The organism is Mesorhizobium qingshengii (assembly GCF_900103325.1).
GTDB classification, from domain to species: domain Bacteria; phylum Pseudomonadota; class Alphaproteobacteria; order Rhizobiales; family Rhizobiaceae; genus Mesorhizobium; species Mesorhizobium qingshengii.
On sequence record NZ_FMXM01000040.1, the window covers coordinates 1 to 21948 of the forward strand.

The 21948-nt window shown below is 62.0% G+C and carries 18 protein-coding genes, 1 tRNA gene and 1 pseudogene; 3 read left to right on the top strand and 17 right to left on the bottom strand.

Annotated features, from left to right (window positions below):
* The 4 genes from BLS48_RS32660 to rpsL all read right to left on the bottom strand — a co-directional run.
* Nucleotides 1-95, bottom strand: a 95-nt coding sequence (locus tag BLS48_RS32660; RefSeq protein WP_032936484.1) for a GTP-binding protein, incomplete at its 3' end; no start/stop codon positions are given.
* 66 nt (nucleotides 96-161) lie between these two features.
* Nucleotides 162-2252 (bottom strand): elongation factor G, encoded by a 2091-nt coding sequence (fusA, locus tag BLS48_RS32665; protein ID WP_091586436.1) that lies wholly within the window; start codon nucleotides 2250-2252, stop codon nucleotides 162-164.
* 29 nt (nucleotides 2253-2281) lie between these two features.
* Complete coding sequence (gene rpsG / locus BLS48_RS32670) at nucleotides 2282-2752, bottom strand: 30S ribosomal protein S7 (RefSeq protein ID WP_008875664.1); 471 nt, start codon at nucleotides 2750-2752, stop codon at nucleotides 2282-2284.
* Between the two features lie 75 nt (nucleotides 2753-2827).
* Nucleotides 2828-3199, bottom strand: a complete 372-nt coding sequence (gene rpsL, locus BLS48_RS32675; RefSeq protein WP_006333356.1) for a 30S ribosomal protein S12 — start codon at nucleotides 3197-3199, stop codon at nucleotides 2828-2830.
* Nucleotides 3200-3662: 463 nt separating this feature from the next.
* Here rpsL and BLS48_RS32680 point away from each other — a divergent pair, with 463 nt between their 5' ends.
* From BLS48_RS32680 to BLS48_RS32690, 3 genes are all read left to right on the top strand, one after another.
* On the top strand, nucleotides 3663-3944 hold the full coding sequence (locus BLS48_RS32680; protein ID WP_091586438.1) for a transcriptional regulator: 282 nt from the start codon (nucleotides 3663-3665) through the stop codon (nucleotides 3942-3944).
* Nucleotides 3945-3960: 16 nt separating this feature from the next.
* Nucleotides 3961-5073, top strand: a complete 1113-nt coding sequence (locus BLS48_RS32685) for a PLP-dependent cysteine synthase family protein (RefSeq protein WP_091586440.1) — start codon at nucleotides 3961-3963, stop codon at nucleotides 5071-5073.
* Between the two features lie 75 nt (nucleotides 5074-5148).
* Nucleotides 5149-6075 (top strand): Gfo/Idh/MocA family protein, encoded by a 927-nt coding sequence (locus tag BLS48_RS32690; protein WP_091586442.1) that lies wholly within the window; start codon nucleotides 5149-5151, stop codon nucleotides 6073-6075.
* 167 nt (nucleotides 6076-6242) lie between these two features.
* Here BLS48_RS32690 and rpoC read toward each other — a convergent pair whose 3' ends face one another.
* The 13 genes and pseudogenes from rpoC to BLS48_RS32755 form a co-directional block, all read right to left on the bottom strand.
* A complete protein-coding gene (rpoC, locus tag BLS48_RS32695) occupies nucleotides 6243-10439 on the bottom strand; it encodes a DNA-directed RNA polymerase subunit beta' (protein ID WP_091586456.1) in 4197 nt (1398 codons plus the stop codon).
* A gap of 130 nt (nucleotides 10440-10569) precedes the next feature.
* Nucleotides 10570-14706, bottom strand: coding sequence for a DNA-directed RNA polymerase subunit beta (rpoB, locus tag BLS48_RS32700; protein ID WP_091586444.1), 4137 nt, complete (start codon nucleotides 14704-14706; stop codon nucleotides 10570-10572).
* A gap of 250 nt (nucleotides 14707-14956) precedes the next feature.
* On the bottom strand, nucleotides 14957-15334 hold the full coding sequence (rplL, locus tag BLS48_RS32705; protein WP_091586446.1) for a 50S ribosomal protein L7/L12: 378 nt from the start codon (nucleotides 15332-15334) through the stop codon (nucleotides 14957-14959).
* Nucleotides 15335-15388: 54 nt separating this feature from the next.
* Nucleotides 15389-15907: a 50S ribosomal protein L10 gene (gene rplJ / locus BLS48_RS32710; protein ID WP_013531412.1), complete on the bottom strand. Its 519-nt coding sequence runs from the start codon at nucleotides 15905-15907 to the stop codon at nucleotides 15389-15391.
* A 410-nt stretch (nucleotides 15908-16317) separates the two neighbouring features.
* Complete coding sequence (rplA, locus tag BLS48_RS32715) at nucleotides 16318-17016, bottom strand: 50S ribosomal protein L1 (protein ID WP_091586448.1); 699 nt, start codon at nucleotides 17014-17016, stop codon at nucleotides 16318-16320.
* A 4-nt stretch (nucleotides 17017-17020) separates the two neighbouring features.
* Nucleotides 17021-17449 (bottom strand): 50S ribosomal protein L11, encoded by a 429-nt coding sequence (rplK, locus tag BLS48_RS32720; protein WP_006333334.1) that lies wholly within the window; start codon nucleotides 17447-17449, stop codon nucleotides 17021-17023.
* Nucleotides 17450-17622: 173 nt separating this feature from the next.
* Nucleotides 17623-18150 (bottom strand): transcription termination/antitermination protein NusG, encoded by a 528-nt coding sequence (nusG, locus tag BLS48_RS32725; RefSeq protein ID WP_091586450.1) that lies wholly within the window; start codon nucleotides 18148-18150, stop codon nucleotides 17623-17625.
* 27 nt (nucleotides 18151-18177) lie between these two features.
* Entirely contained in the window at nucleotides 18178-18381 is a 204-nt protein-coding gene (gene secE / locus BLS48_RS32730; protein WP_013531408.1) for a preprotein translocase subunit SecE, read from the bottom strand.
* Nucleotides 18382-18744: 363 nt separating this feature from the next.
* Nucleotides 18745-18820: transfer RNA gene (locus tag BLS48_RS32735), tRNA-Trp, on the bottom strand.
* A gap of 81 nt (nucleotides 18821-18901) precedes the next feature.
* A pseudogene (locus tag BLS48_RS32740) lies at nucleotides 18902-19453 on the bottom strand (putative glycolipid-binding domain-containing protein).
* A 24-nt stretch (nucleotides 19454-19477) separates the two neighbouring features.
* On the bottom strand, nucleotides 19478-19960 hold the full coding sequence (locus tag BLS48_RS32745; RefSeq protein ID WP_091586452.1) for a group II truncated hemoglobin: 483 nt from the start codon (nucleotides 19958-19960) through the stop codon (nucleotides 19478-19480).
* A 93-nt stretch (nucleotides 19961-20053) separates the two neighbouring features.
* Nucleotides 20054-21700, bottom strand: coding sequence for a COG3904 family protein (locus BLS48_RS32750; protein ID WP_091586454.1), 1647 nt, complete (start codon nucleotides 21698-21700; stop codon nucleotides 20054-20056).
* 154 nt (nucleotides 21701-21854) lie between these two features.
* On the bottom strand, nucleotides 21855-21948 hold a 94-nt coding region (locus BLS48_RS32755; protein ID WP_476738618.1), incomplete at its 5' end, for an EF-Tu C-terminal domain-related protein.

Below are 21948 nucleotides of genomic sequence, written 5' to 3' on the forward strand. Positions count from 1 at the left end.
ATCGCCGCCGTCAGCGACGTCTTGCCATGGTCAACGTGACCAATCGTGCCGATGTTCACATGAGGCTTAGTGCGCTCGAATTTACCTTTTGCCATGTGATGTCTCCAATCCTGCTCGCCCGTGCGGGCCTTGAATTAAGTTACCGCTGCAACCCGTTCGAGTTACGCGTATTTCTTCTGGACTTCCTGGGCGACCGCGGTCGGCACAGGCTCGTAATGATCGAACTGCATCGTGTAGGCCGCGCGGCCCTGGCTCATCGAGCGCAGGTTGTCGACGTACTTGAACATGTTGGCGAGCGGCACCATCGCGTTGATGACAACAGCAACGCCACGCGCTTCCTGGCCCTGGATCTGGCCGCGACGGCCGTTCAGGTCGCCGATGACGCTGCCGACGTAGTCTTCCGGTGTCACCACCTCGACCTTCATGATCGGCTCGAGCAGCTGCACGCCAAGCTTGGGTGCGGCTTCACGGAAGCAGGCGCGGCCGGCGATTTCGAAGGCCAGAACGCTGGAGTCCACATCGTGGTAGGCGCCGTCGATCAGCGTCGCCTTGACGCCGATCATCGGGAAGCCCGCGAACGGACCCGAGGTCATGACGCTGTTGATGCCCTTTTCGACACCGGGGATGTATTCCTTCGGCACAGCACCGCCGACGATCTTGGTCTCGAACTCGAATTCGCTGCTGTCCGGATTCGGCTCGAAGAGGATCTTGACGCGAGCGAACTGACCGGTACCGCCGGTCTGCTTCTTGTGCGTGTAGTCCTGCTCGTGCTTGCGGGTGATCGTCTCGCGATAGGCCACCTGCGGCGCACCGACATTGGCTTCGACCTTGAACTCGCGACGCATGCGGTCGACGATGATGTCGAGGTGCAACTCGCCCATGCCGGAGATAATGGTCTGACCGCTTTCCTCATCGGTCTTGACGCGGAAGGACGGATCCTCGGCGGCCAGACGGTGAAGGGCGAGGCCCATCTTTTCCTGGTCGTTCTTGGTCTTCGGCTCGATCGCGATCTGGATGACCGGGTCGGGGAATTCCATGCGCTCGAGAATGACCGGATGCAGCGGATCACTGAGCGTGTCGCCGGTGGTCGTGTCCTTGAGGCCAGCTAGAGCGACGATGTCGCCGGCGAAAGCCTCTTCGACGTCGGCGCGCGAATTCGCATGCATCTGCAGCATGCGGCCGATGCGCTCTTTCTTGCCCTTGACGGTGTTGTCGACCGAAATGCCCTTGGTGAGCTTGCCCGAATAGATGCGGGCAAAGGTCAGCGAACCGACGAACGGGTCGTTCATGATCTTGAAGGCGAGCATCGACAGCGGCTCGCTGTCGTCGGCGTGACGCTCGATCTCGGCGTCGGTCTTGGCGTCGACGCCCTTAATGGCAGGAACATCGGCCGGCGACGGCAGATATTCGACGACGGCGTCGAGCAGCGGCTGCACGCCCTTGTTCTTGAAGGCCGAGCCGCAGAACATCGGATAGAACTTCACCGCGATGGTGCCCTTGCGGATCAGCGCGCGGATCTCGTCATTCGACGGCATCTTGCCTTCGAGGTAGTTCTCGAGCGCCGTCTCGTCCATTTCGACGGCGGCCTCGATCATCTTCTCGCGGTATTCTTCCGCACGAGCCTTGAGGTCGTCAGGAATCTCGACAACGTCCCAGGCAGCGCCCAGCGTCTCGTCGCGCCAGACCAGCGCGTTCATCTCGACGAGGTCGACAACGCCCTTGAACTCGGTCTCGGCGCCGATCGGCAGCTGCATGACGACGGCATGCGCACCAAGGCGCGAACCGATCATCTCGACCGAGCGGTAGAAGTCGGCGCCGATCTTGTCCATCTTGTTGCAGAAGATCATGCGCGGGACGCGGTACTTGTCGGCCTGACGCCAGACGGTTTCCGTCTGCGGCTCGACACCGGCATTAGCATCGAGCAGCGCAATGGCGCCGTCGAGCACACGCAGCGAACGCTCGACTTCAATGGTGAAGTCGACGTGTCCGGGGGTGTCGATGATGTTGAAGCGGTACATCTTGCCGCTGCGACCCTTCCAGAAGGTCGTGGTCGCGGCGGACGTGATGGTGATGCCGCGCTCCTGCTCCTGCTCCATCCAGTCCATGGTGGCAGCGCCGTCGTGGACTTCGCCGATCTTGTGCGACTTGCCCGTGTAATAGAGGACGCGCTCGGTGGTCGTCGTCTTGCCGGCGTCAATATGCGCCATGATACCGAAATTGCGGTAGTCTTCGATTTTGTATTCGCGGGCCATCGTAGCTGCCTCTCAGTCTCGTTCGCGCTTTACCAGCGGTAGTGCGCGAAAGCGCGGTTGGCTTCAGCCATCTTGTGGGTGTCTTCACGCTTCTTGACAGCCGTGCCGCGGTTGTTGGCCGCGTCCATCAGCTCGCCGGAGAGGCGGTCGACCATGGTGGTCTCGTTGCGGTTGCGGGCAGCAGCGATCAGCCAGCGGATGGCCAAGGCCTGGCGGCGCTCGGGGCGCACATCGACCGGAACCTGGTAGGTGGCACCGCCGACGCGACGCGAACGCACTTCGACATGCGGCGCGACATTGTCGAGCGCCTGATGGAAGACGGTGACCGGCTCCTGCTTGGTCTTCGACTGAACCTGGTCGAGCGCGCCATAGACGATGGTCTCGGCAACCGACTTCTTGCCGTCATACATGACGGCGTTCATGAACTTGGTAACGATCAGATCGCCGAACTTCGGGTCCGGATTGATCTCACGCTTTTCTGCACTGTGACGACGGGACATTTTTTCTCTGCCTCAATTATGCGTGGTGGCCTGGATCCCGGATATCTGTCCGGGATGACCTTCGCTACGCTTCGGTCACTTCGGACGCTTGGCGCCGTACTTCGAACGACGCTGCTTGCGGTTCTTCACACCCTGCGTGTCGAGCACGCCGCGGATGATGTGGTAACGCACGCCCGGAAGATCCTTGACGCGGCCGCCGCGGATCATAACCACGGAGTGTTCCTGAAGGTTGTGGCCTTCGCCGGGGATGTACCCGATCACTTCAAAACCATTGGTCAGGCGGATCTTGGCCACCTTACGCAGCGCCGAGTTCGGCTTCTTCGGCGTCGTGGTGTAGACGCGCGTGCAGACGCCCCGCTTCTGCGGGTTCTGCTGCATGGCCGGGACCTTGTTGCGCTTCACCGGCGCTATGCGCGGCTTGCGGATCAGCTGGTTGACGGTAGGCATTAAACCCTCTTGTCTCTCAATTCCGTGTCTCGCCCGGTCAGGGCCGCTCAAAGCGTCATTTCCATACGCAAATTCGGGCCACAAACCGCGCCTCGCGGTCTTGCCCGAACAAATGGCAGAGGAAGCGGAAGCCGCTTCGTGCACGCCGGAGATGTCTTTTCGCTCGTAAAACGAACCCTGTTTGAAGCAAACTCCAAAGCGTGTCGCTTCGGAAGGGAGAGCCTCACATCGGTTCTGACTGGCCGGCTTCTACTCGTAAGCCCGCGAACCGTCAACCCCGGAGTGGCAAATATTGCATTGAAGCCGGGGCTTGGCAGCCATGCGAAAACCGCATGTAATTTTCTTTCGCCATTTTGCAAGGGCGAGGAAGAAAGTGACTGGCTCTAGGCTGTTGCGCGGCCCTGCTTTCATGCGAAAAAGCCGCATGAGCAGTCAAGATCCCCTCGCCCGGAGGAATCGGCCCGTGAACGACAATGAAGAGCGCCCGGTCACCATCATCACCGGCAGGGTGTGGAAGAGGAAGGGCGGCAAGCCGGAAGGCGTGCACGTGATGCTGGTTGCCCCCGATGACGATTCGGCGGTGCGCCGGGCACTCGAATCGCTTGCGGCGGAAGGTTATGCCGAGGCCGAGCTCGACCAGATCGGCGACATGGATGGCGCGCCCGACGAAGAGCCGCATCTTTCCGCTTTCCAGGGCGCGCTCGAAGGCGAAGTGTCGATCGTTACTTTCGACGTGGCGCTCTGAAACCAGGACGCCAATAATGGCTGGATCAAGAACGGTTGGGCCTGCATCCCGAGCTTGGGCCGACGGGGCGGTCGCCGCGATCGCGGCCGACCAGCGCCGTTCGGCCGACACGCATCTCTGGAAGCTTGATCTGCCGGCGGTGGCCGGCATCGACTTCTACCTCAAGGATGAATCCACCCATCCGACCGGCAGCCTGAAGCATCGGCTGGCGCGCTCGCTGTTTCTTTATGCGCTGTGCAATGGTCTCATCCGCGAAGGTTCGCCGGTGATCGAAGCGTCGTCGGGTTCGACGGCGGTGTCGGAAGCGTATTTCGCCCGCATGATCGGCGTGCCGTTCTATGCCGTGATGCCGCGCTCGACGTCGCGCGAAAAGATCACCGCGATCGAACACTATGGCGGCACCTGCCACTTCATCGACGATGGCAGGCGCATCTATGCCGAGTCGGCCGAACTGGCGGCGAAACTCGATGGCCATTTCATGGACCAATTCACCCATGCTGAGCGGGCGACCGACTGGCGCGGCAACAACAACATTGCCGAATCGATCTTCGGGCAAATGCGCGAGGAGCGCCATCCGATCCCGGCCTGGATCACTATGAGCGCCGGCACTGGTGGCACCACCGCCACCATCGGCCGCTTCCTGCGCTACAAACAGCATTCGACGCGGCTGTCGGTCGCCGACGTCGAGCGTTCCGCTTTCTTCGATGGTTTTGCCACCAACAATGCCGACTGCCGCTGCGAACAGCCGTCGCGGATCGAAGGCATCGGCCGGCCGCGCGTCGAGCCCTCCTTCGTGCCGGGCGTTATCGATCATATGCTACGGGTGCCAGACGCGGTGTCGCTGGCGGCGATGCGGGTGCTGTCGCGCCGACTCGGTCGCCGTGTCGGCGGCTCGACCGGCACGAACTTCATCGCCATGTGCCTTCAGGCCGCGCGCATGGTCGAGGAAGGCAAGACCGGCTCATTGGTGACGCTGATGTGCGATTCCGGCGACCGCTATGCCAACACCTATTATTCCCACGAATGGCTGGCAGCGAACAATCTCGACCCCTCGCCTTTCGAGCCGGCGATCGAGGCTTTTCTGGCGGGCGGAAAACTGGCCCTGCAGTTCGAGGAACGCTGGGGCTGACCTTCCGGCTTCGGCTTGCCCGGGGCAAGTGTTCTGATAAGAAACGCTCACCATCATCCAACAGACGGAGCGGTCGTGTCCCAGCCCATCAAGATAGGCGTCGTCGGTGTCGGCAAGATCGTCCGCGACCAGCACCTGCCGGCCCTGGCGAAAGACCAGAACTATCGCCTTATCGCGGCCGCCAGCCGGCATGGCAAGGTGGATAGCATCCCGAATTTCCCCGATATCGAATCCATGCTCGACGCGGTGCCGGAGCTTGAGGCCGTATCGCTCTGCATGCCGCCGCAGTTTCGTTATGACGCCGCGCGCACGGCGCTCGAAGCGAAGAAACATGTCTTCCTGGAAAAGCCGCCGGGCGCCACCGTCAGCGAGGTCGAGGACCTGAAGGCATTGGCGGTGAAAAACGGCGTCTCGTTGTTCGCCAGCTGGCACTCGCGCTATGCGCCGGCGGTCGAGGCCGCGCGGGCGTTTCTGAGCTCGGCCCGCATCAGTTCGGCCGCCATCAACTGGAAGGAAGATGTGCGCCGCTGGCATCCGAACCAGGAGTGGATCTGGGCCCCCGGCGGCTTCGGCGTCTTCGATCCCGGTATCAATGCGCTGTCGATCGTGACCCACATCCTGCCGGCACTGTTCATCACCTCGGCGGTTCTCGACTTTCCAGCGAACCGCGACGCTCCGGTCGCGGCACACGTCGCCTTCCGCACCTCGAACGGGTTGCCAGTGACGATGGAACTCGACTGGCTCCAGACCGGCCCGCAAAGCTGGGACATCCTGGCCGACACCGACAAGGGCGCGATGGTGCTGTCGGGCGGTGGCTCGAAGCTCGCCATCGACGGTCGTGTCGTCCATGACGAACCGGAAGCGGAATATCCGATGCTCTACAAGCGCTTCGCGGAGATTGTCCGTGCCGGCGCCTCGGATGTCGATCTCGCTCCGCTCCAGCATGTGGCCGACGCTTTCATGCTGGGCAAGCGCAACGTGGTCGCGGCATTTTTCGACTGAGCCACGAGGTCGCAAGAAGCGACCTTTGCTCCGATTCTCAGATCATCTCACGAGCGACGCGCGGCCATACTCCGTCGCCACTGGCATGAATTGGCGACTTCAATGCAAGAAAATAGGCCGCCGGGTTGCCCCGACGGCCTTGTTGCCTGAGATTCTTGCCGCCGCGCTTACTGCGCGGCGGTGACCATGTCGGTCAGCATCGGCTCGGCGACTTCCACACCGGAGGCCTTGCGGCGCTCGTCGATGATCAGTTCGTCGCGCGAGGTGGCGATGCGCCGGATCTGGCTCATCGTGCCGCCCGTACCGGCCGGGATAAGCCGGCCGACGATGACGTTTTCCTTCAGCCCCTGCAGCATGTCGGTCTTGCCGGCAACCGCGGCTTCCGTCAGCACCCTGGTCGTCTCCTGGAAGGAGGCGGCCGAGATGAAGGACGGCGTCTGAAGCGACGCCTTGGTGATGCCAAGCAGCACCGGCTGGCCTTCGGCCGGCTTCTTGCCATCCTCGATCAGCCGCTCGTTGACCTCTTCCAGCTCGATCACGTCGACGTGGTCGCCCGGAATGTAGGTCGAGTCGCCCTGCGTGGTGATCTCGACCTTCTGCAGCATCTGGCGAACGATCACCTCGATGTGCTTGTCGTTGATCGACACGCCCTGCAGACGGTAGACTTCCTGGATCTCATTGACGAGGTAGGAAGCAAGTGCCTCCACGCCCTTGATCGCCAGGATGTCGTGCGGCGCCGGATTGCCGTCGAGGATGTAGTCGCCCTTTTCGATGACGTCGCCGTCCTGGAGATGGAACGGCTTGCCCTTCGGAATTAGGTACTCGACCGGCTCAAGCGTCGAGTCATGCGGCTCGATGATGATGCGACGCTTGTTCTTGTAGTCGCGGCCGAAGCGGATCGTGCCGTCGATCTCGGCGATGATGGCGTGATCCTTCGGACGACGTGCCTCGAACAGTTCGGCAACACGCGGCAGACCGCCGGTGATGTCCTTGGTCTTGGCGCTTTCCATCGGAATACGCGCCAGCACGTCGCCGGGGCGAACCTGCGCACCCGGCTCGACCGAAAGAATGGCCTCGACCGAGAGCAGGAAGCGGGCATCGCCACCCTTCGACAGCTTGCCGACCTTGCCCTTGGCGTCCTGGATGGCAATCGCCGGCTTCAGGTCGTTGCCGCGTGGCGTCGAGCGCCAGTCGATGACCTCACGCTTGGTGATGCCGGTCGACTCGTCGGCCGTTTCCTGCACGGAAATGCCGTCGACCAGATCCTCGTACGACACCCTGCCCTCGATTTCGGTGAGGACCGGACGGGTATAGGGATCCCACTCGGCGATACGCTGGCCGCGCTTCACCTTGTCGCCATCGTCCACGAAGATACGCGAACCATAGGTGAGACGGTGCGTGGCGCGCTCCTTGCCGGCTTCATCGAGGATCAGCACCGCCATGTTGCGACCCATGACCATCTGCTGGCCGTCGGAGTTGCGCACCACGTTGCGGTTGCGGATCTCGACCTTGCCCTCATACGAGGCTTCAAGGAACGAAGAGTCCACCACCTGCGCGGTGCCGCCCATGTGGAAGGTACGCATGGTGAGCTGGGTGCCCGGCTCACCGATCGACTGCGCCGCGATGACGCCGACAGCTTCACCCTGGTTGACCGGGGTGCCGCGAGCCAGATCGCGACCGTAGCAGACCGCGCAGACGCCAACCCTGACTTCGCAAGTCAGTGCCGAGCGAATGCGAACCGACTGGACGCCGGCCTTTTCGATCTGTTCGACGTCGCGCTCGTCCATCAGCGTTCCGGCCTTGACCAGGATCTCGCCCGACACCGGATGGGTGATGTCGTCCAGCGACGTACGTCCCAGCACGCGCTGGCCGACGGAAGCGACAACCTGGCCGGCATCGACGATCGGCTGCATGGTGAGGCCCTTGTCGGTGCCGCAGTCGACGGAGTTGACGATGCAGTCCTGCGCCACGTCGACCAGACGACGGGTGAGGTAACCCGAGTTCGCGGTCTTCAAGGCGGTGTCGGCCAGACCCTTGCGGGCGCCGTGGGTCGAGTTGAAGTACTCGAGCACGGTCAGGCCTTCCTTGAAGTTCGAGATGATCGGCGTCTCGATGATTTCACCCGACGGCTTGGCCATCAGGCCGCGCATGCCGGCGAGCTGGCGCATCTGGGTGGGCGAGCCACGCGCACCGGAGTGCGACATCATGTAGATCGAGTTCATCGGCTTCTGACGGCCATTGTCCTCGAACTCGACCGCCTTGATGCGGGCCATCATTTCATCGGCGACCTTTTCCGAGCACTTGGCCCAGGCGTCGACGACCTTGTTGTACTTCTCGCCCTGCGTGATCAGACCGTCATTGTACTGCTGCTCGTATTCCTTGGCCAAAGCCTCGGTGTCGGAGACCAGCTTGATCTTGGCGTCCGGGATCAGCATGTCGTCCTTGCCGAACGAAATGCCGGCGCGGCAGGCATGAGCGAAGCCGAGTGCCATGATGCGGTCGCAGAAAATGACCGTCTCCTTCTGACCGCAATGGCGGTAGACGGTGTCGATCATCTTGGAGATGTTCTTCTTGGTCATCTCCTGGTTGGCGGTCTCGTAAGGCACGTTGACGTTCTTCGGCAGAAGCTCGCCGATGATCATGCGGCCAGGGGTGGTGTCATGGATCTTCGACACGACCTTGCCTTCGGCGTCGACCGTGCGGAAGCGACCCTTGATCTTGGCGTGCAGCGTCACCGCCTTGGTCTCGAGCGCGTGCTGGAGTTCGCCCATGTCGGCAAACACCATGCCTTCGCCCGGCTCGTTCTGGTTGACGATCGAGAGATAGTAGAGACCGAGAACCATGTCCTGCGACGGCACGATGATCGGCGCGCCGGAAGCCGGGTGCAGGATGTTGTTGGTCGACATCATCAGCACGCGGGCTTCAAGCTGCGCTTCCAGCGACAGCGGCACGTGAACGGCCATCTGATCGCCGTCGAAGTCGGCGTTGAAGGCCGTGCAGACCAGCGGATGCAGCTGGATCGCCTTGCCTTCGATCAGGATTGGCTCGAACGCCTGGATGCCGAGGCGGTGCAGCGTCGGCGCCCGGTTCAACAGCACCGGATGCTCGCGGATGACCTCGTCGAGGATATCCCAGACTTCCGGACGCTCCTTCTCGACCAGCTTCTTGGCCTGCTTGACGGTCGAGGAGTAACCCTTGGCGTCAAGACGGGCGTAGATGAAGGGCTTGAACAGCTCGAGCGCCATCTTCTTCGGCAGGCCGCACTGGTGGAGCTTGAGCTCCGGACCGGTGACGATGACCGAACGGCCGGAATAGTCGACGCGCTTGCCGAGCAGGTTCTGGCGGAACCGGCCCTGCTTGCCCTTGAGCATGTCGGACAGCGACTTCAGCGGACGCTTGTTGGCGCCGGTGATGACGCGGCCGCGACGGCCATTGTCGAACAGCGCATCGACGGCCTCCTGCAGCATGCGCTTTTCATTGCGCACGATGATGCCGGGGGCGCGCAGCTCGATCAGCCGCTTCAGACGGTTGTTGCGGTTGATGACGCGGCGGTAGAGGTCGTTCAGATCCGAGGTGGCGAAACGGCCGCCGTCCAGCGGGACGAGCGGGCGCAGATCCGGCGGGATCACCGGAACCACCTTCATGATCATCCATTCCGGACGGTTGCCGGATTCCATGAAGTTCTCGACGACCTTGAGCCGCTTCAGATACTTCTTCTGCTTGAGCTCGGACGTGGTCGAAGCCAGTTCCGAACGCAGGTCGCCGGCGATCTTCTCCAGATCCATGCCGGCCAGAAGGTCATGAATGGCCTCGGCGCCGATCATGGCGGTGAACGAATCCTCGCCATACTCGTCGACGGCGATCATGTACTCTTCCTCGCTGAGCAGCTGGTGCTCCTTCAGCGCGGTGAGGCCAGGCTCGGTGACGATGTAGTTCTCGAAGTAGAGGACGCGCTCGATGTCCTTCAAGGTCATGTCGAGCAGCGTGCCGATGCGCGACGGCAGCGACTTCAGGAACCAGATATGGGCGACGGGCGCGGCGAGCTCGATATGGCCCATGCGCTCGCGACGGACGCGCGACAGCGTGACTTCGACGCCGCACTTCTCGCAGATGACGCCCTTGTACTTCATGCGCTTGTACTTACCGCACAGGCATTCGTAGTCCTTGATCGGGCCAAAAATGCGTGCGCAGAACAGACCGTCACGCTCCGGCTTGAAGGTGCGGTAGTTGATGGTCTCCGGCTTCTTGATCTCGCCGAACGACCAGGACAGAATCTTCTCAGGGCTGGCGAGCGATATCCGGATGGAATCGAACACCTGCGCCGGCGCCTGGGGATTGAAGAGATTCATGACCTCTTGGTTCATGCCGTTCTCCTTTTCGGGGTCCTCGAAAACCCCTTGCATCTAGCGCGGGCCAAACGCCCGCCGTCTTTTGTCGGCCACCGGCCGAAGAATTGGTGCGTCCGGTCGCGGAAACCGCGACCGGACGTCTTGCTTACTCGGCCGCGTCGGGCAGCCGGACAGGGTTGTCGTCGAGCTTGGTGTTCTCCAGCTCGACATTGAGGCCGAGGGAGCGCATTTCCTTGACGAGCACGTTGAAGCTCTCGGGAATGCCGGCCTCGAAGGTGTCGTCGCCACGGACGATCGCCTCGTAGACCTTGGTGCGGCCGGCGACGTCGTCCGACTTCACCGTCAGCATTTCCTGCAGCGTGTAGGCTGCGCCGTACGCTTCCAGCGCCCAGACCTCCATCTCGCCGAAGCGCTGGCCACCGAACTGCGCCTTGCCGCCCAGCGGTTGCTGGGTGACGAGCGAGTACGGACCGATCGAACGCGCGTGGATCTTGTCGTCCACGAGATGGTGAAGCTTGAGCATGTAGATGTAGCCCATCGTCACCTTGCGATCGAACGGCTCGCCGGTGCGTCCGTCATAGAGCTGCGACTGTCCGCTGGTGTGCAGGCCCGCCTGCTCCAGCATGATGTTGATGTCAGCCTCGTGCGCGCCGTCGAACACCGGGGTCGCGATGGAGACGCCGCGGCGCATCTGCTCGCTGAGGCGAACGATGCTCTCGTCGTCATATTCGCGAACCGGCTCGTTGCGGTCGTTGGCCGGGATGAAGCTCTCGAGCGTCTTGCGCAGCGGCTTGATGTCGCCGGCTACCTTGTACGCGTCGATCAGCTCGCCGATCTTCTTGCCCATGCCCGCGCATGCCCAGCCCAGATGCGTTTCCAGGATCTGGCCGACATTCATGCGGCTCGGCACACCCAGCGGGTTGAGCACGATATCGGCATGCGTGCCGTCCTCGAGGAAAGGCATGTCCTCGACCGGAACGATCCGCGACACGACACCCTTGTTGCCGTGACGGCCGGCCATCTTGTCGCCTGGCTGCATCTTGCGCTTCACGGCCACGAAGACCTTGACCATCTTCATGACGCCGGGAGGCATCTCGTCGCCGCGCTGCACCTTCTCGACCTTGTCCATGAAGCGCTGTTCGAGAGCCTTCTTGGAGTCGTCGTACTGGCCACGCAGGGCTTCCAGTTCGCTCTGGAGCTTTTCGTTCTCCACGGCAAACTGCCACCACTGCGAACGCGGATACTCGTCGAGCGTATCCTTGGACAGCGTCGAGCCCTTCTTGAAGCCCTTCGGTCCAGCGATCGCTTCCTTTCCGACGAGCACGTCGGAAAGACGCGCGTAGACGTTGCGGTCCAGAATCGCCTGCTCGTCGTCGCGGTCCTTGGCGAGGCGTTCGATCTCCTCGCGCTCGATCGCCATGGCGCGCTCGTCCTTCTCCACACCGTGGCGATTGAATACGCGCACCTCGACGACGGTACCGAAGGTGCCCGGAGGCATGCGCATCGAGGTGTCGCGCACGTCCGAAGCCTTTTCGCCGAAGATGGCGCGCAGAAGCTTCTCTTCCGGCGTCATCGGGCTTTCGCCCTTCGGCGTGATCTTGCCGACCAGGATGTCACCCGGCTGAACTTCGGCACCGATATAGACGATGCCGGCTTCGTCGAGGTTCTTCAGCGCTTCTTCCGAGACGTTGGGAATATCGCGCGTGATTTCCTCCGGTCCCAGCTTGGTATCGCGCGCCATGACCTCGAACTCCTCGATGTGGATCGAGGTGAAGACGTCATCGGCGACGATGCGCTCGGACAGGAGGATCGAGTCCTCGTAGTTGTAGCCGTTCCACGGCATGAACGCGACCAGCACGTTACGGCCGAGCGCCAGATCACCGAGCTCGGTCGACGGACCGTCGGCAATGATGTCGCCCTTGTTGACCCGGTCGCCCATGCGCACCAGCGGACGCTGGTTGATGCAGGTGTTCTGGTTCGAACGCTGGAACTTCATCAGCCGGTAGATGTCGACGCCGGACTTGCCCGGATCGAGATCCTCAGTGGCGCGAATGACGATACGCGTCGCGTCCACCTGGTCGACGATGCCGCCGCGGCGGGCGCCGATGGCGGCGCCCGAGTCACGAGCAACGATCGGCTCCATGCCGGTGCCGACAAACGGCGCTTCGGCGCGCACCAGCGGCACGGCCTGACGCTGCATGTTCGAACCCATCAGAGCGCGGTTGGCGTCGTCGTTCTCAAGGAACGGGATCAGCGCCGCGGCCACAGACACCATCTGCTTGGGCGACACGTCCATCAGATCGACATTTTCGCGCGGCGCCATCATCACTTCGCCGGCACTGCGGCAAATGACGAATTCGTCGACGAAACCGCCATTCTTGTCGAGCTCGGCGTTGGCCTGCGCCACATGGTGCTTGGCCTCTTCCATCGCCGACAGATAGACGACGTCATTGGTCAGCTTGCCATCGACGATCTTGCGGTACGGGCTCTCGATGAAACCGTACTTGTTGACGCGCGCGAAGGTGGCCAACGAGTTGATCAGACCGATATTCGGGCCTTCCGGCGTCTCGATCGGGCAGATGCGGCCGTAGTGCGTCGGGTGCACGTCGCGCACCTCGAAGCCGGCGCGCTCACGGGTCAGACCGCCCGGTCCAAGCGCCGACAGACGGCGCTTGTGGGTGATTTCCGACAGCGGGTTGGTCTGGTCCATGAACTGCGACAGCTGCGAGGAACCGAAGAACTCGCGCACGGCGGCAGCCGCCGGCTTGGCGTTGATCAGGTCCTGCGGCATCACCGTGTCGATCTCGATCGAGGACATACGCTCCTTGATCGCGCGCTCCATGCGCAGCAGGCCGACGCGATACTGGTTTTCCATCAGCTCGCCGACCGAACGCACACGACGGTTGCCGAGGTTGTCGATGTCGTCGATCTCGCCCTTGCCGTCACGCAGTTCGACCAGCGTCCTGACCACGGCCAGGATGTCGTCCTTGCGCAGCACACGCACGGTGTCCTCGGCCTTGAGTTCAAGGCGCATGTTCATCTTGACGCGGCCAACGGCCGACAGATCGTAGCGCTCGCTGTCGAAGAACAGCGAGTTGAACATGGCTTCGGCGGTCTCGAGCGTCGGCGGCTCGCCGGGGCGCATGACACGATAGATGTCGAACAGCGCGTCCTGACGGCTCTCGTTCTTGTCGACGTTGAGCGTGTTGCGGATATAGGCGCCGACATTGACGTGGTCGATGTCGAGAACCTTGATCTCGTCTTCGCCGGTGCCGAGCAGCACTTTCAGCGTCTTTTCGTCGATCTCGTCGCCGGCTTCGAGGAAGATCTCGCCCGTGCCATAGTTGACGATGTCCTCGGCCAGGTAGTTGCCGAGCAGGTCCTCGTCGGTCGCCTTGATCGCCTTCAGGCCCTTCTCGCCAAGCTGACGCGCCTGGCGAGCGGTGATCTTCTTGCCGGCTTCGACAACGATCTCGCCCGTATCGGCATCGACCAGGTCGCCGACGGCCTTGAGGCCGCGGAAACGCTCGACGTTGAACGGAATGCGCCAGTGGTCACCGGCCCGCTTGTAGGTGATCTTGTTGTAGAAGGTCGACAGGATCTCTTCGCCGTCCATGCCGAGCGCCATCAGCAGCGACGTCACCGGAATCTTGCGGCGGCGGTCGATGCGGGCGTGCACGACGTCCTTGGAATCGAACTCGATGTCGAGCCACGAGCCGCGATAGGGGATGACGCGCGCGGCGAACAGAAGCTTGCCCGACGAATGCGACTTGCCCTTGTCGTGGTCGAAGAAGACGCCCGGCGAACGGTGCATCTGCGAGACGATGACGCGCTCGGTACCATTGACGATAAAGGTGCCGTTCAAGGTCATGAGCGGCATGTCGCCCATGTAGACGTCCTGCTCCTTGATGTCCTTGATCGACTTGGCGCCGGTATCCTCGTCGATATCGAACACGATGAGGCGCAGCGTCACCTTCAGCGGCGCGGCATAGGTGAGGTCGCGCTGACGGCATTCGTCAACGTCGAATTTCGGTCCTTCGAACTCGTACTTCACGAACTCCAGCATCGAGGAGCCGGAAAAGTCCTGAATCGGGAAAACCGACTTGAAAACGGCCTGCAATCCCTCGTCCGGACGCCCACCCTTGGGCTCCGCCACCATCAGGAACTGGTCATAGGATGCCTTCTGAACCTCGATCAGGTTCGGCATCTCCGCAACTTCCGGGATCTTTCCGAAGAACTTGCGTACGCGTCTGCGGCCATTGAAAGTCTGGGTCTGGGCCATCGTCGCTCCTTAGCTCTAAACTCGGGACGAGCCTCGCCGCGGCCCGCCTTGCATTCTGAGCCACCTCGGCGGCGGCCCTCTGTCTGTTCTCCGGCCGCCTGTCGGCGCCGGCTAAAACGGGAGAAAACCCGTTTCCTGAAGGCCGGTTGGCGGCCCTCAGGAAAGAGGTTCTCGTACGTCTCGCGCTACGCGTGCTCCCTTGATGCCAAGGGAGTGGCGGACGGCGCGAGGCCGTCCGCCGCTTTTACGCTTACTTCAGGTCGACCTTGGCGCCGGCTGCTTCCAGCTGGGCCTTGAACTTCTCAGCGTCGGCCTTGGAAACGCCTTCCTTGACCGGCTTCGGAGCCGCTTCGACCAGATCCTTGGCTTCCTTGAGGCCAAGACCGGTGATAGCGCGGACTTCCTTGATGACGTTGATCTTCTGAGCGCCTGCCTCGGTGAGGACGACGTCGAATTCCGTCTTTTCCTCGGCCGGAGCAGCTGCGGCCGCACCACCGCCAGCAGCGGCAACAGCCACCGGAGCAGCGGCGGAAACGCCCCACTTTTCTTCCAGAAGCTTCGACAGCTCGGCCGCCTCGAGGACGGTCAGCTTCGAAAGGTCGTCTACGATCTTTGCGAGATCAGCCATTGTTGTATTCCTTCATAAGGTTCGAACGTGTGTTTGTGATAGCGAGGAACGGCCTCATGCCGCCTCGTCCTTCCGGGCGTAAGCGCCGATGACGCGCGCGACCGAGGCCGCTGGCGCATTGACGATCTGGGCGATCCGGGTTGCCGGCGTGGCGATCATGCCAACCAGCCTGGCGCGCAGCTCATCGAGCGACGGAAGTGTGGCGAGTGCCTTCACACCGTCGGCGTTGAGCGAGGTGGTGCCCATTGCGCCGCCGAGAATGACGAGCTTGTCATTTCCCTTGGCGAAATCGGACGCGACCTTCGGCGCCGCAATCGGATCCTCCGAATAAGCGATCAGCGTCTGTCCCTTGAACAGTTCGATGATCGATGCGGAGTCCGTGCCCTGAAGAGCGATTTTGGCGAGACGGTTCTTCGCGACTTTGACGGTGCCACCGGCGGCGCGCATTTTCGACCGAAGGTCGTTCATTTGCGCGACGGTGATACCGGCGTAGTGGGCCACGACCACTGAACCTGCGTTCGAGAACGCACCGTTCAGGCCCGTGACGAGTTCGCGTTTTTCCGCTCTGTCCACTGCCTATCTCCAGTTGACCCCCATCCTGTTAACGGGAACATTCCCATTCACGAGGACAGGCGTCGGGTTGCCTTTTGTCGGCCGGGCCATCCAGTAACGGATCTCCCGAACGACGCTCGAGGATCCTGCCCCCTTTCGCCACACCGACGGCCAAGCCGACGATGCGCAGACAAAAGGCAAACACGGTTCGAACCTTTCATTGGAGCCATCGCTCCGTTGTCAGGTCTTCACCCGTCTCATGCAGGCCCACATGAATTAAGGCCCCCCTTTTCAAACCAAGGCTCGGGCCGCCCGCAATCTCGGACAGGATGTCCGGAAGCCTTTCGACTTCCGGCACCGGGCCCAGGATAAATCCGAGGCCCGGAATTCTTTGCGGATCAGCTATTCAGCAGCCGATCCGGATGGTCGTATCAGGACGCTGCGAGCGTCGCGACATCGAGCTTGAGGCCCGGGCCCATCGTCGAGGTGACCGACACCTTCTTGACGTAGTTGCCCTTGGCACCAGCCGGCTTTGCCTTGTTCACCGCGTCGGTGAAGGCGCGGATGTTCTCTTCCAGGGCCTTGACCTCGAACGAGACCTTGCCGACGCCGGCATGGACGATGCCGGCCTTCTCGACGCGGAACTCCACAGCGCCACCCTTCGATGCCTTGACGGCGGCGGCGACGTCGGTGGTGACGGTGCCAACCTTCGGGTTCGGCATCATGCCACGCGGGCCGAGCACCTTGCCGAGACGGCCGACCAGCGGCATCATGTCCGGCGTGGCGATGCAGCGATCGAAATCGATCGTGCCCTTCTGGACGATGTCGACCAGATCCTCGGCACCGACGATGTCGGCGCCAGCGGCCTTGGCTTCCTCGGCCTTGTCGCCACGTGCGAACACGGCGACACGAACCGAGCGGCCGGTGCCGTTCGGCAGATTGACCACGCCGCGGACCATCTGGTCGGCATGGCGAGGATCAACACCGAGGTTCATGGCGACTTCGATGGTCTCATCGAACTTGACCGAAGAACGGTCCTTGAGCAGCTTCAGCGCTTCACCCAAGGCATAAGCCTTGTTGGGATCAATGCCTTCGCGGGTCTTCGATACACGCTTTGCAATCTTTGCCATGATCTTAGCCCACCACTTCCAGACCCATCGAGCGGGCGGAGCCCTCGACCATGCGCATGGCCGCCTCAACGTCGTTTGCGTTCAGATCCTTCATCTTCTGCTCGGCGATGGCGCGCACCTTGTCGCGGCCGATCGTGCCGGCCTTGATCTTGCCCGGCTCCTTCGAACCCGACGTCAGGTTCGCCGCCTTCTTCAGGAAGTAGCTCACCGGCGGCGTCTTCATGACGAAGGTGAAGGACTTGTCCTGGTAGTAGGTGATGACGACCGGAATCGGCGATCCCTTTTCCATTTCCTGGGTCTGCGCGTTGAACGCCTTGCAGAATTCCATGATGTTGATGCCACGCTGACCAAGCGCCGGGCCGATCGGGGGAGACGGCGTGGCCGATCCCGCTTTCACCTGGAGCTTGAGCTGGCCTGCAATTTTCTTAGCCATCTCTTTTCCTGCCTTTGTCTATGCCGGCCCCCTATCTGGGAAACCCCGGCGGTTGCAGTCTGGTGGTGCGGTTCCCGCGGCCGGCTAAGCCGCCTTCGCCTCCCACCGTTCTCAAGACCGCGCAATTGCTTGCGCCGTCTCCCTGATCGCCGAACCGGCGCCAGGGTTCCGGATCAGCCCTTTTCGACCTGTCCGAATTCCAGATCGACAGGCACGGCGCGCCCGAAGATCGAAACTTCCACCTTGAGCCGCGCCCGCTCCTCGTCCACTTCCTGGACGAAACCGTTGAACGACGCGAAGGGACCATCCGAAACGCGGATCGCCTCGCCGATCTCGAACGTGACCGAAGGCTTTGGCCGCTCGACGCCCTCCTGCACCTGGTTCAGGATGCGCTGGGCCTCGGCCTCGGTGATCGGCACCGGCTTGGAGTCGCCCAGGAAGCCGGTGACCTTCGGCGTGTTCTTCACCAGCGAGAACACAGCGTCGGTCAGGTTGGCCTTGATGAGCACATAGCCCGGGAAGAACTTGCGCTCGGCATCGACCTTGCGGCCGCGACGAACCTCGACGACCTTCTCGGTCGGCACCACGATCTGCTCGATATCGGCGGAAAGGCCCTTCTGCTTGGCCTTGTTGACGATGTCCTCGGCGACCTTCTTTTCAAAGTTCGAATAGGCGTGGACGATGTACCAGCGCGCGGTCATTTCAAGACTTCTCCGTAATCGCCGGACTTAGCGTCCGATGCCCAGAATCTGTTCGACCGCAAGGCCCATGAGCTGATCGGCGGTGAAGAAAAAGATCATCGCAATCACAGCGAAGGCCAGAACCATCACCGTCGAGATCATCGTTTCGCGCCGCGACGGCCAAGTCACCTTGGCGGTCTCCGCGCGGACCTGCTGGAGAAAGACGAAAGGATTTGTGGTTTTCGAAGCCATATGCCGCTCTGTCTTCAAGACCCGTTGGCCGGGTCTCCTGGATGATCCCGCTGGCCGGGACGTGCCGCCTGAGCTCAAGTTAGCGCCGAATCAGCGCAATCATTTCGCCCATGCAAATCAGACGCGTAAAGCCGGCTTCCCAGCTCCACGCGTCGCGTGTCTGTTTCGTCTACATAAAACCGATTCTTGATCCACGCAAGTGGCAAGTGTCCGCTTTATGACCAAACGCCGCCTCGGAACCATCCAGTCGTTCCGTCCCGGCTATGGGGCTCTTATGCCTCAGTCGACCTAATATGGCAAGCGGGTCGCCAATTTTCAAAGGCGCGCGCGCAAAATATCGTTTTGATGGCCATTTTCGAGAAATGGCACGGGCAGCAGGGCTCGAACCTACGACCTGCGGTTTTGGAGACCGCCGCTCTACCAACTGAGCTATGCCCGTATCGTGCGCATGTCGGCGCAGCAGGCGCTTCCTAAAAGCTTCCGCACGCTCTGTAAAGAGTGGTTTGCAAGCAAACGCGCCTTAACCCCTTTGCCAGAAATCCGGATAGCTGACGACCAACCCATCGCGGTCGATCTCAAGCTCCCGCCTGAAGTCGCTGGCGCGCGATTCATGGAGATATCGCCCGCCCTCTTCGAGGCATGTGTAGCGCTACGGGTTGCTCATCACGGTGAGTGCCGGGAAATCGACGAAAGCAGTGGTGATCTCGGCACTCTGCCCGGTGGACAGCCGCAATCGCCGGATCGGCAGCGTGTTGGTGAACGGGGTGACGGCGAGATCAGGGTCGAGAACGCCGCCAGGCTCGGGCATTGGCAAGCCGTTCCTGGTCCAGCGGCCATCGCAATCGGAGACAGGAGCAAGTGTCTGGCCAGTGCCGATCATGTCGACAGTGACGCTCCTGGCGCGCCAACCGACGTCGCAGACGATGCGATAGCGGACAGCGAACGGCGTTGCACCGGAACAGATGACGACGGAGTCGGCCGAAATCTCCCCTGCCCGCTCCCGCAACACAAGGTGTTCGAGACCGGGGCCATCCCACTCGCGCCAGCGCACGATCTTCATATCTTCCGGCATCTGCCCTCCCGAGGCGACTGGAAGCTACTTGGCGTCCGGTACTCGATACGGCCCGCCGGGCACCCCCCAGCCCCAGGCTGGCATCGGTTCCGTCTCGGGGTCGCAGGTCTCGCCGAGATTGGAATTCATCTTGGCCAGCCGCGATCCCCATTCGACATAACCCATGAAGGCCGAACGGAATTCAGGATCATCGGGCAGGCCGACCGCGTCGGCGGCATCGGCCAGCAGATTGATCCAGCGGCGGCGCTGCTCCTCCGTCAGATGCTTGCCCAGATGATGCATGACCATCTCGCGGTGGCCACCAAATTTTTCGCTGTAGGTTTTCGGTCCGCCAAAAACCTCGCCGATGAATGCCGCGACGTGGGCGGGATGATCGGGCGACATGGTCCGGAATACCGGCCCGACGAGCGGGTCTTGCGCCACCTTGTCATAGAAAGTCTGGGTCAGCCGGTTCAGGGCCTCAGTGCCGCCGGCCCATTCGTAGAGTGTCGGGATATCCTCGCTCATTCTCGATCCTCCGCCATGGCGCCGCCAGCCGCAAAGATACCGGAAAGATCGAGCATGGCTCAACCTGCCTCGATGGCCAGTTGCCGCCACGCTCTACAATTTGGCGGGCGCGTCAGCCTCGGCATTGGCGGATGGCAGGATCCGGCAATTTTCGGGCCTGGGAACAGCCTTGCAGATGGTGGCGCCGGTCAGCGCGTCGACCGATTGCGGTCCCGTCGTCAGTCCGACCTTCAGCATCATGTCGGGTTCAAGCGGACGCTCGACCGAGCGTCGCTCAATCGCCGTGAACAGGCCAGGATCGATCGCCATCTCCTCCAGGTAAGCCTTGACCACCTGCTTCTGCCCCGTCAGGTACAGGCCAAGCCGCGCCTGGGGACCAACAAGCCGTCTGACGCCGCCGGCAAGCATGAGCGCGCAGGCCGAATCGCACTCCACTCCCGCATCGATGCTCAGCCCGGCATAGGCGCCGTCTTCGGCCGCACAATCCGCCTCTCCCGGGTCGCAGCCGACGAAATCGGTGCGGGCAACGGCGGTGTCGAGCTTCCTTTCATGGATAAGTCGTCCCGCCGCCAGAGCGCTGAACAGGTCGCCTCCCCGCGAGTTGATCACCACCGGCAGCCGCCGGTCGCCAAGCGTGGCGAGCAACTGGCGCAGCTTCTGCGGGGTCTGAGGCGTAATCGCGCCTTCCGCCGAGATCCATTCCGGGCAGTCGGGATTGCAGAGGGGGTTGCTGCCGCGGACCACGACAAAGCGCATGTCTTCATCGCGCTGTGCGCTCTCGGGCTCCGCCGGCGGCGAGGGTTTGGCTGCGGCCGTCAGGCCGCCGGCTGGCTTGTTCGCCGGTATTTCCCGGCAATTCGGAGCCAATTGGTCGGACAAGCACAGGCTTGCGCTGGTCAACAGGTCTACAGCGTCCTTGCTGGTGGCCAGCTTCATCGTCAGCATGTCATCGAGGCTGATCTGGCGGATTTCGCTGGCCGGCGTGCTCTTCATCGTTTCGAGCACGCCCTGGTCGACACCCATCTCGTCCAGATAGGCCGTCAGCCTTTTCTCCACCGCCTTGCTCATCTCATAGGTCTTGTAGCTGCCGGCATTCTTTCGGCTGACGATCTTTGAGTTGAGTATCTTCTTCTTGCCCCCCACGACGCGATAGGTGGTGCGATATTGCAGTTTCGTGCGGACATAGGTCGTGGTGATCTGATGAACGCCAAGATAGGCCCAATCGCCGACCACACGCCGGACACCGCCGGCAAACATCAGCGGACAGGCGGAATTGCACATCGAACCGCTGGCATAGGGCTCACCGAAATAACCGGCACCCTTGCCGTCATTCGCCGTGCAGTCCTTCACATCGGGCAGACAGCCATCGAACCAGGTCTTGCCGACGGCGACATCGAGCTTGTTCTTGCGGATCAGCCGGCCAAGAGTCAGCGCCGCATCGACATTGCCGCCGGGAGAATCCACGACGATCGGCAGTTTTCGTCCGCCAAGCGTCTTCAGCATGCGTTTGAACAGAGCCGGCGTTCCGGCTTCTATCGAGCCTTCAGCCGAGATCCATTCCGGGCAGATGGGCTCGCAACCTGGTGCATTGCTGCGGACAACGACAAACCGCATCGTCGGACCGACGTTCGGAGTTGTATCTGTCGCAAAGGCGGCATGCCCCGTGACAAGCAACGCCAGCAGGCAGATCAGCCTCAGCAACCACAATGCCTGACGATGGAGAAGGCGCACTGGAAGCATTTGGGAAGAGCCCCTCGATACAACCTATACTAGACAAGGTCCAAAGGCTTGCAACAGGGTTCGGGCAACAATACGGGCGACCGATCAAAAGAAAAGGGCGGCCGAAGGACCGCCCTTTCTGTCTCAAATCCAACCCGGCAAATGCCGGCCTCGATTACTCTTTGATGGTGACGACGATGCCGGCACCGACGGTGCGGCCGCCTTCACGGATGGCGAAGCGCAGCTTCTCTTCCATGGCGATCGGCACG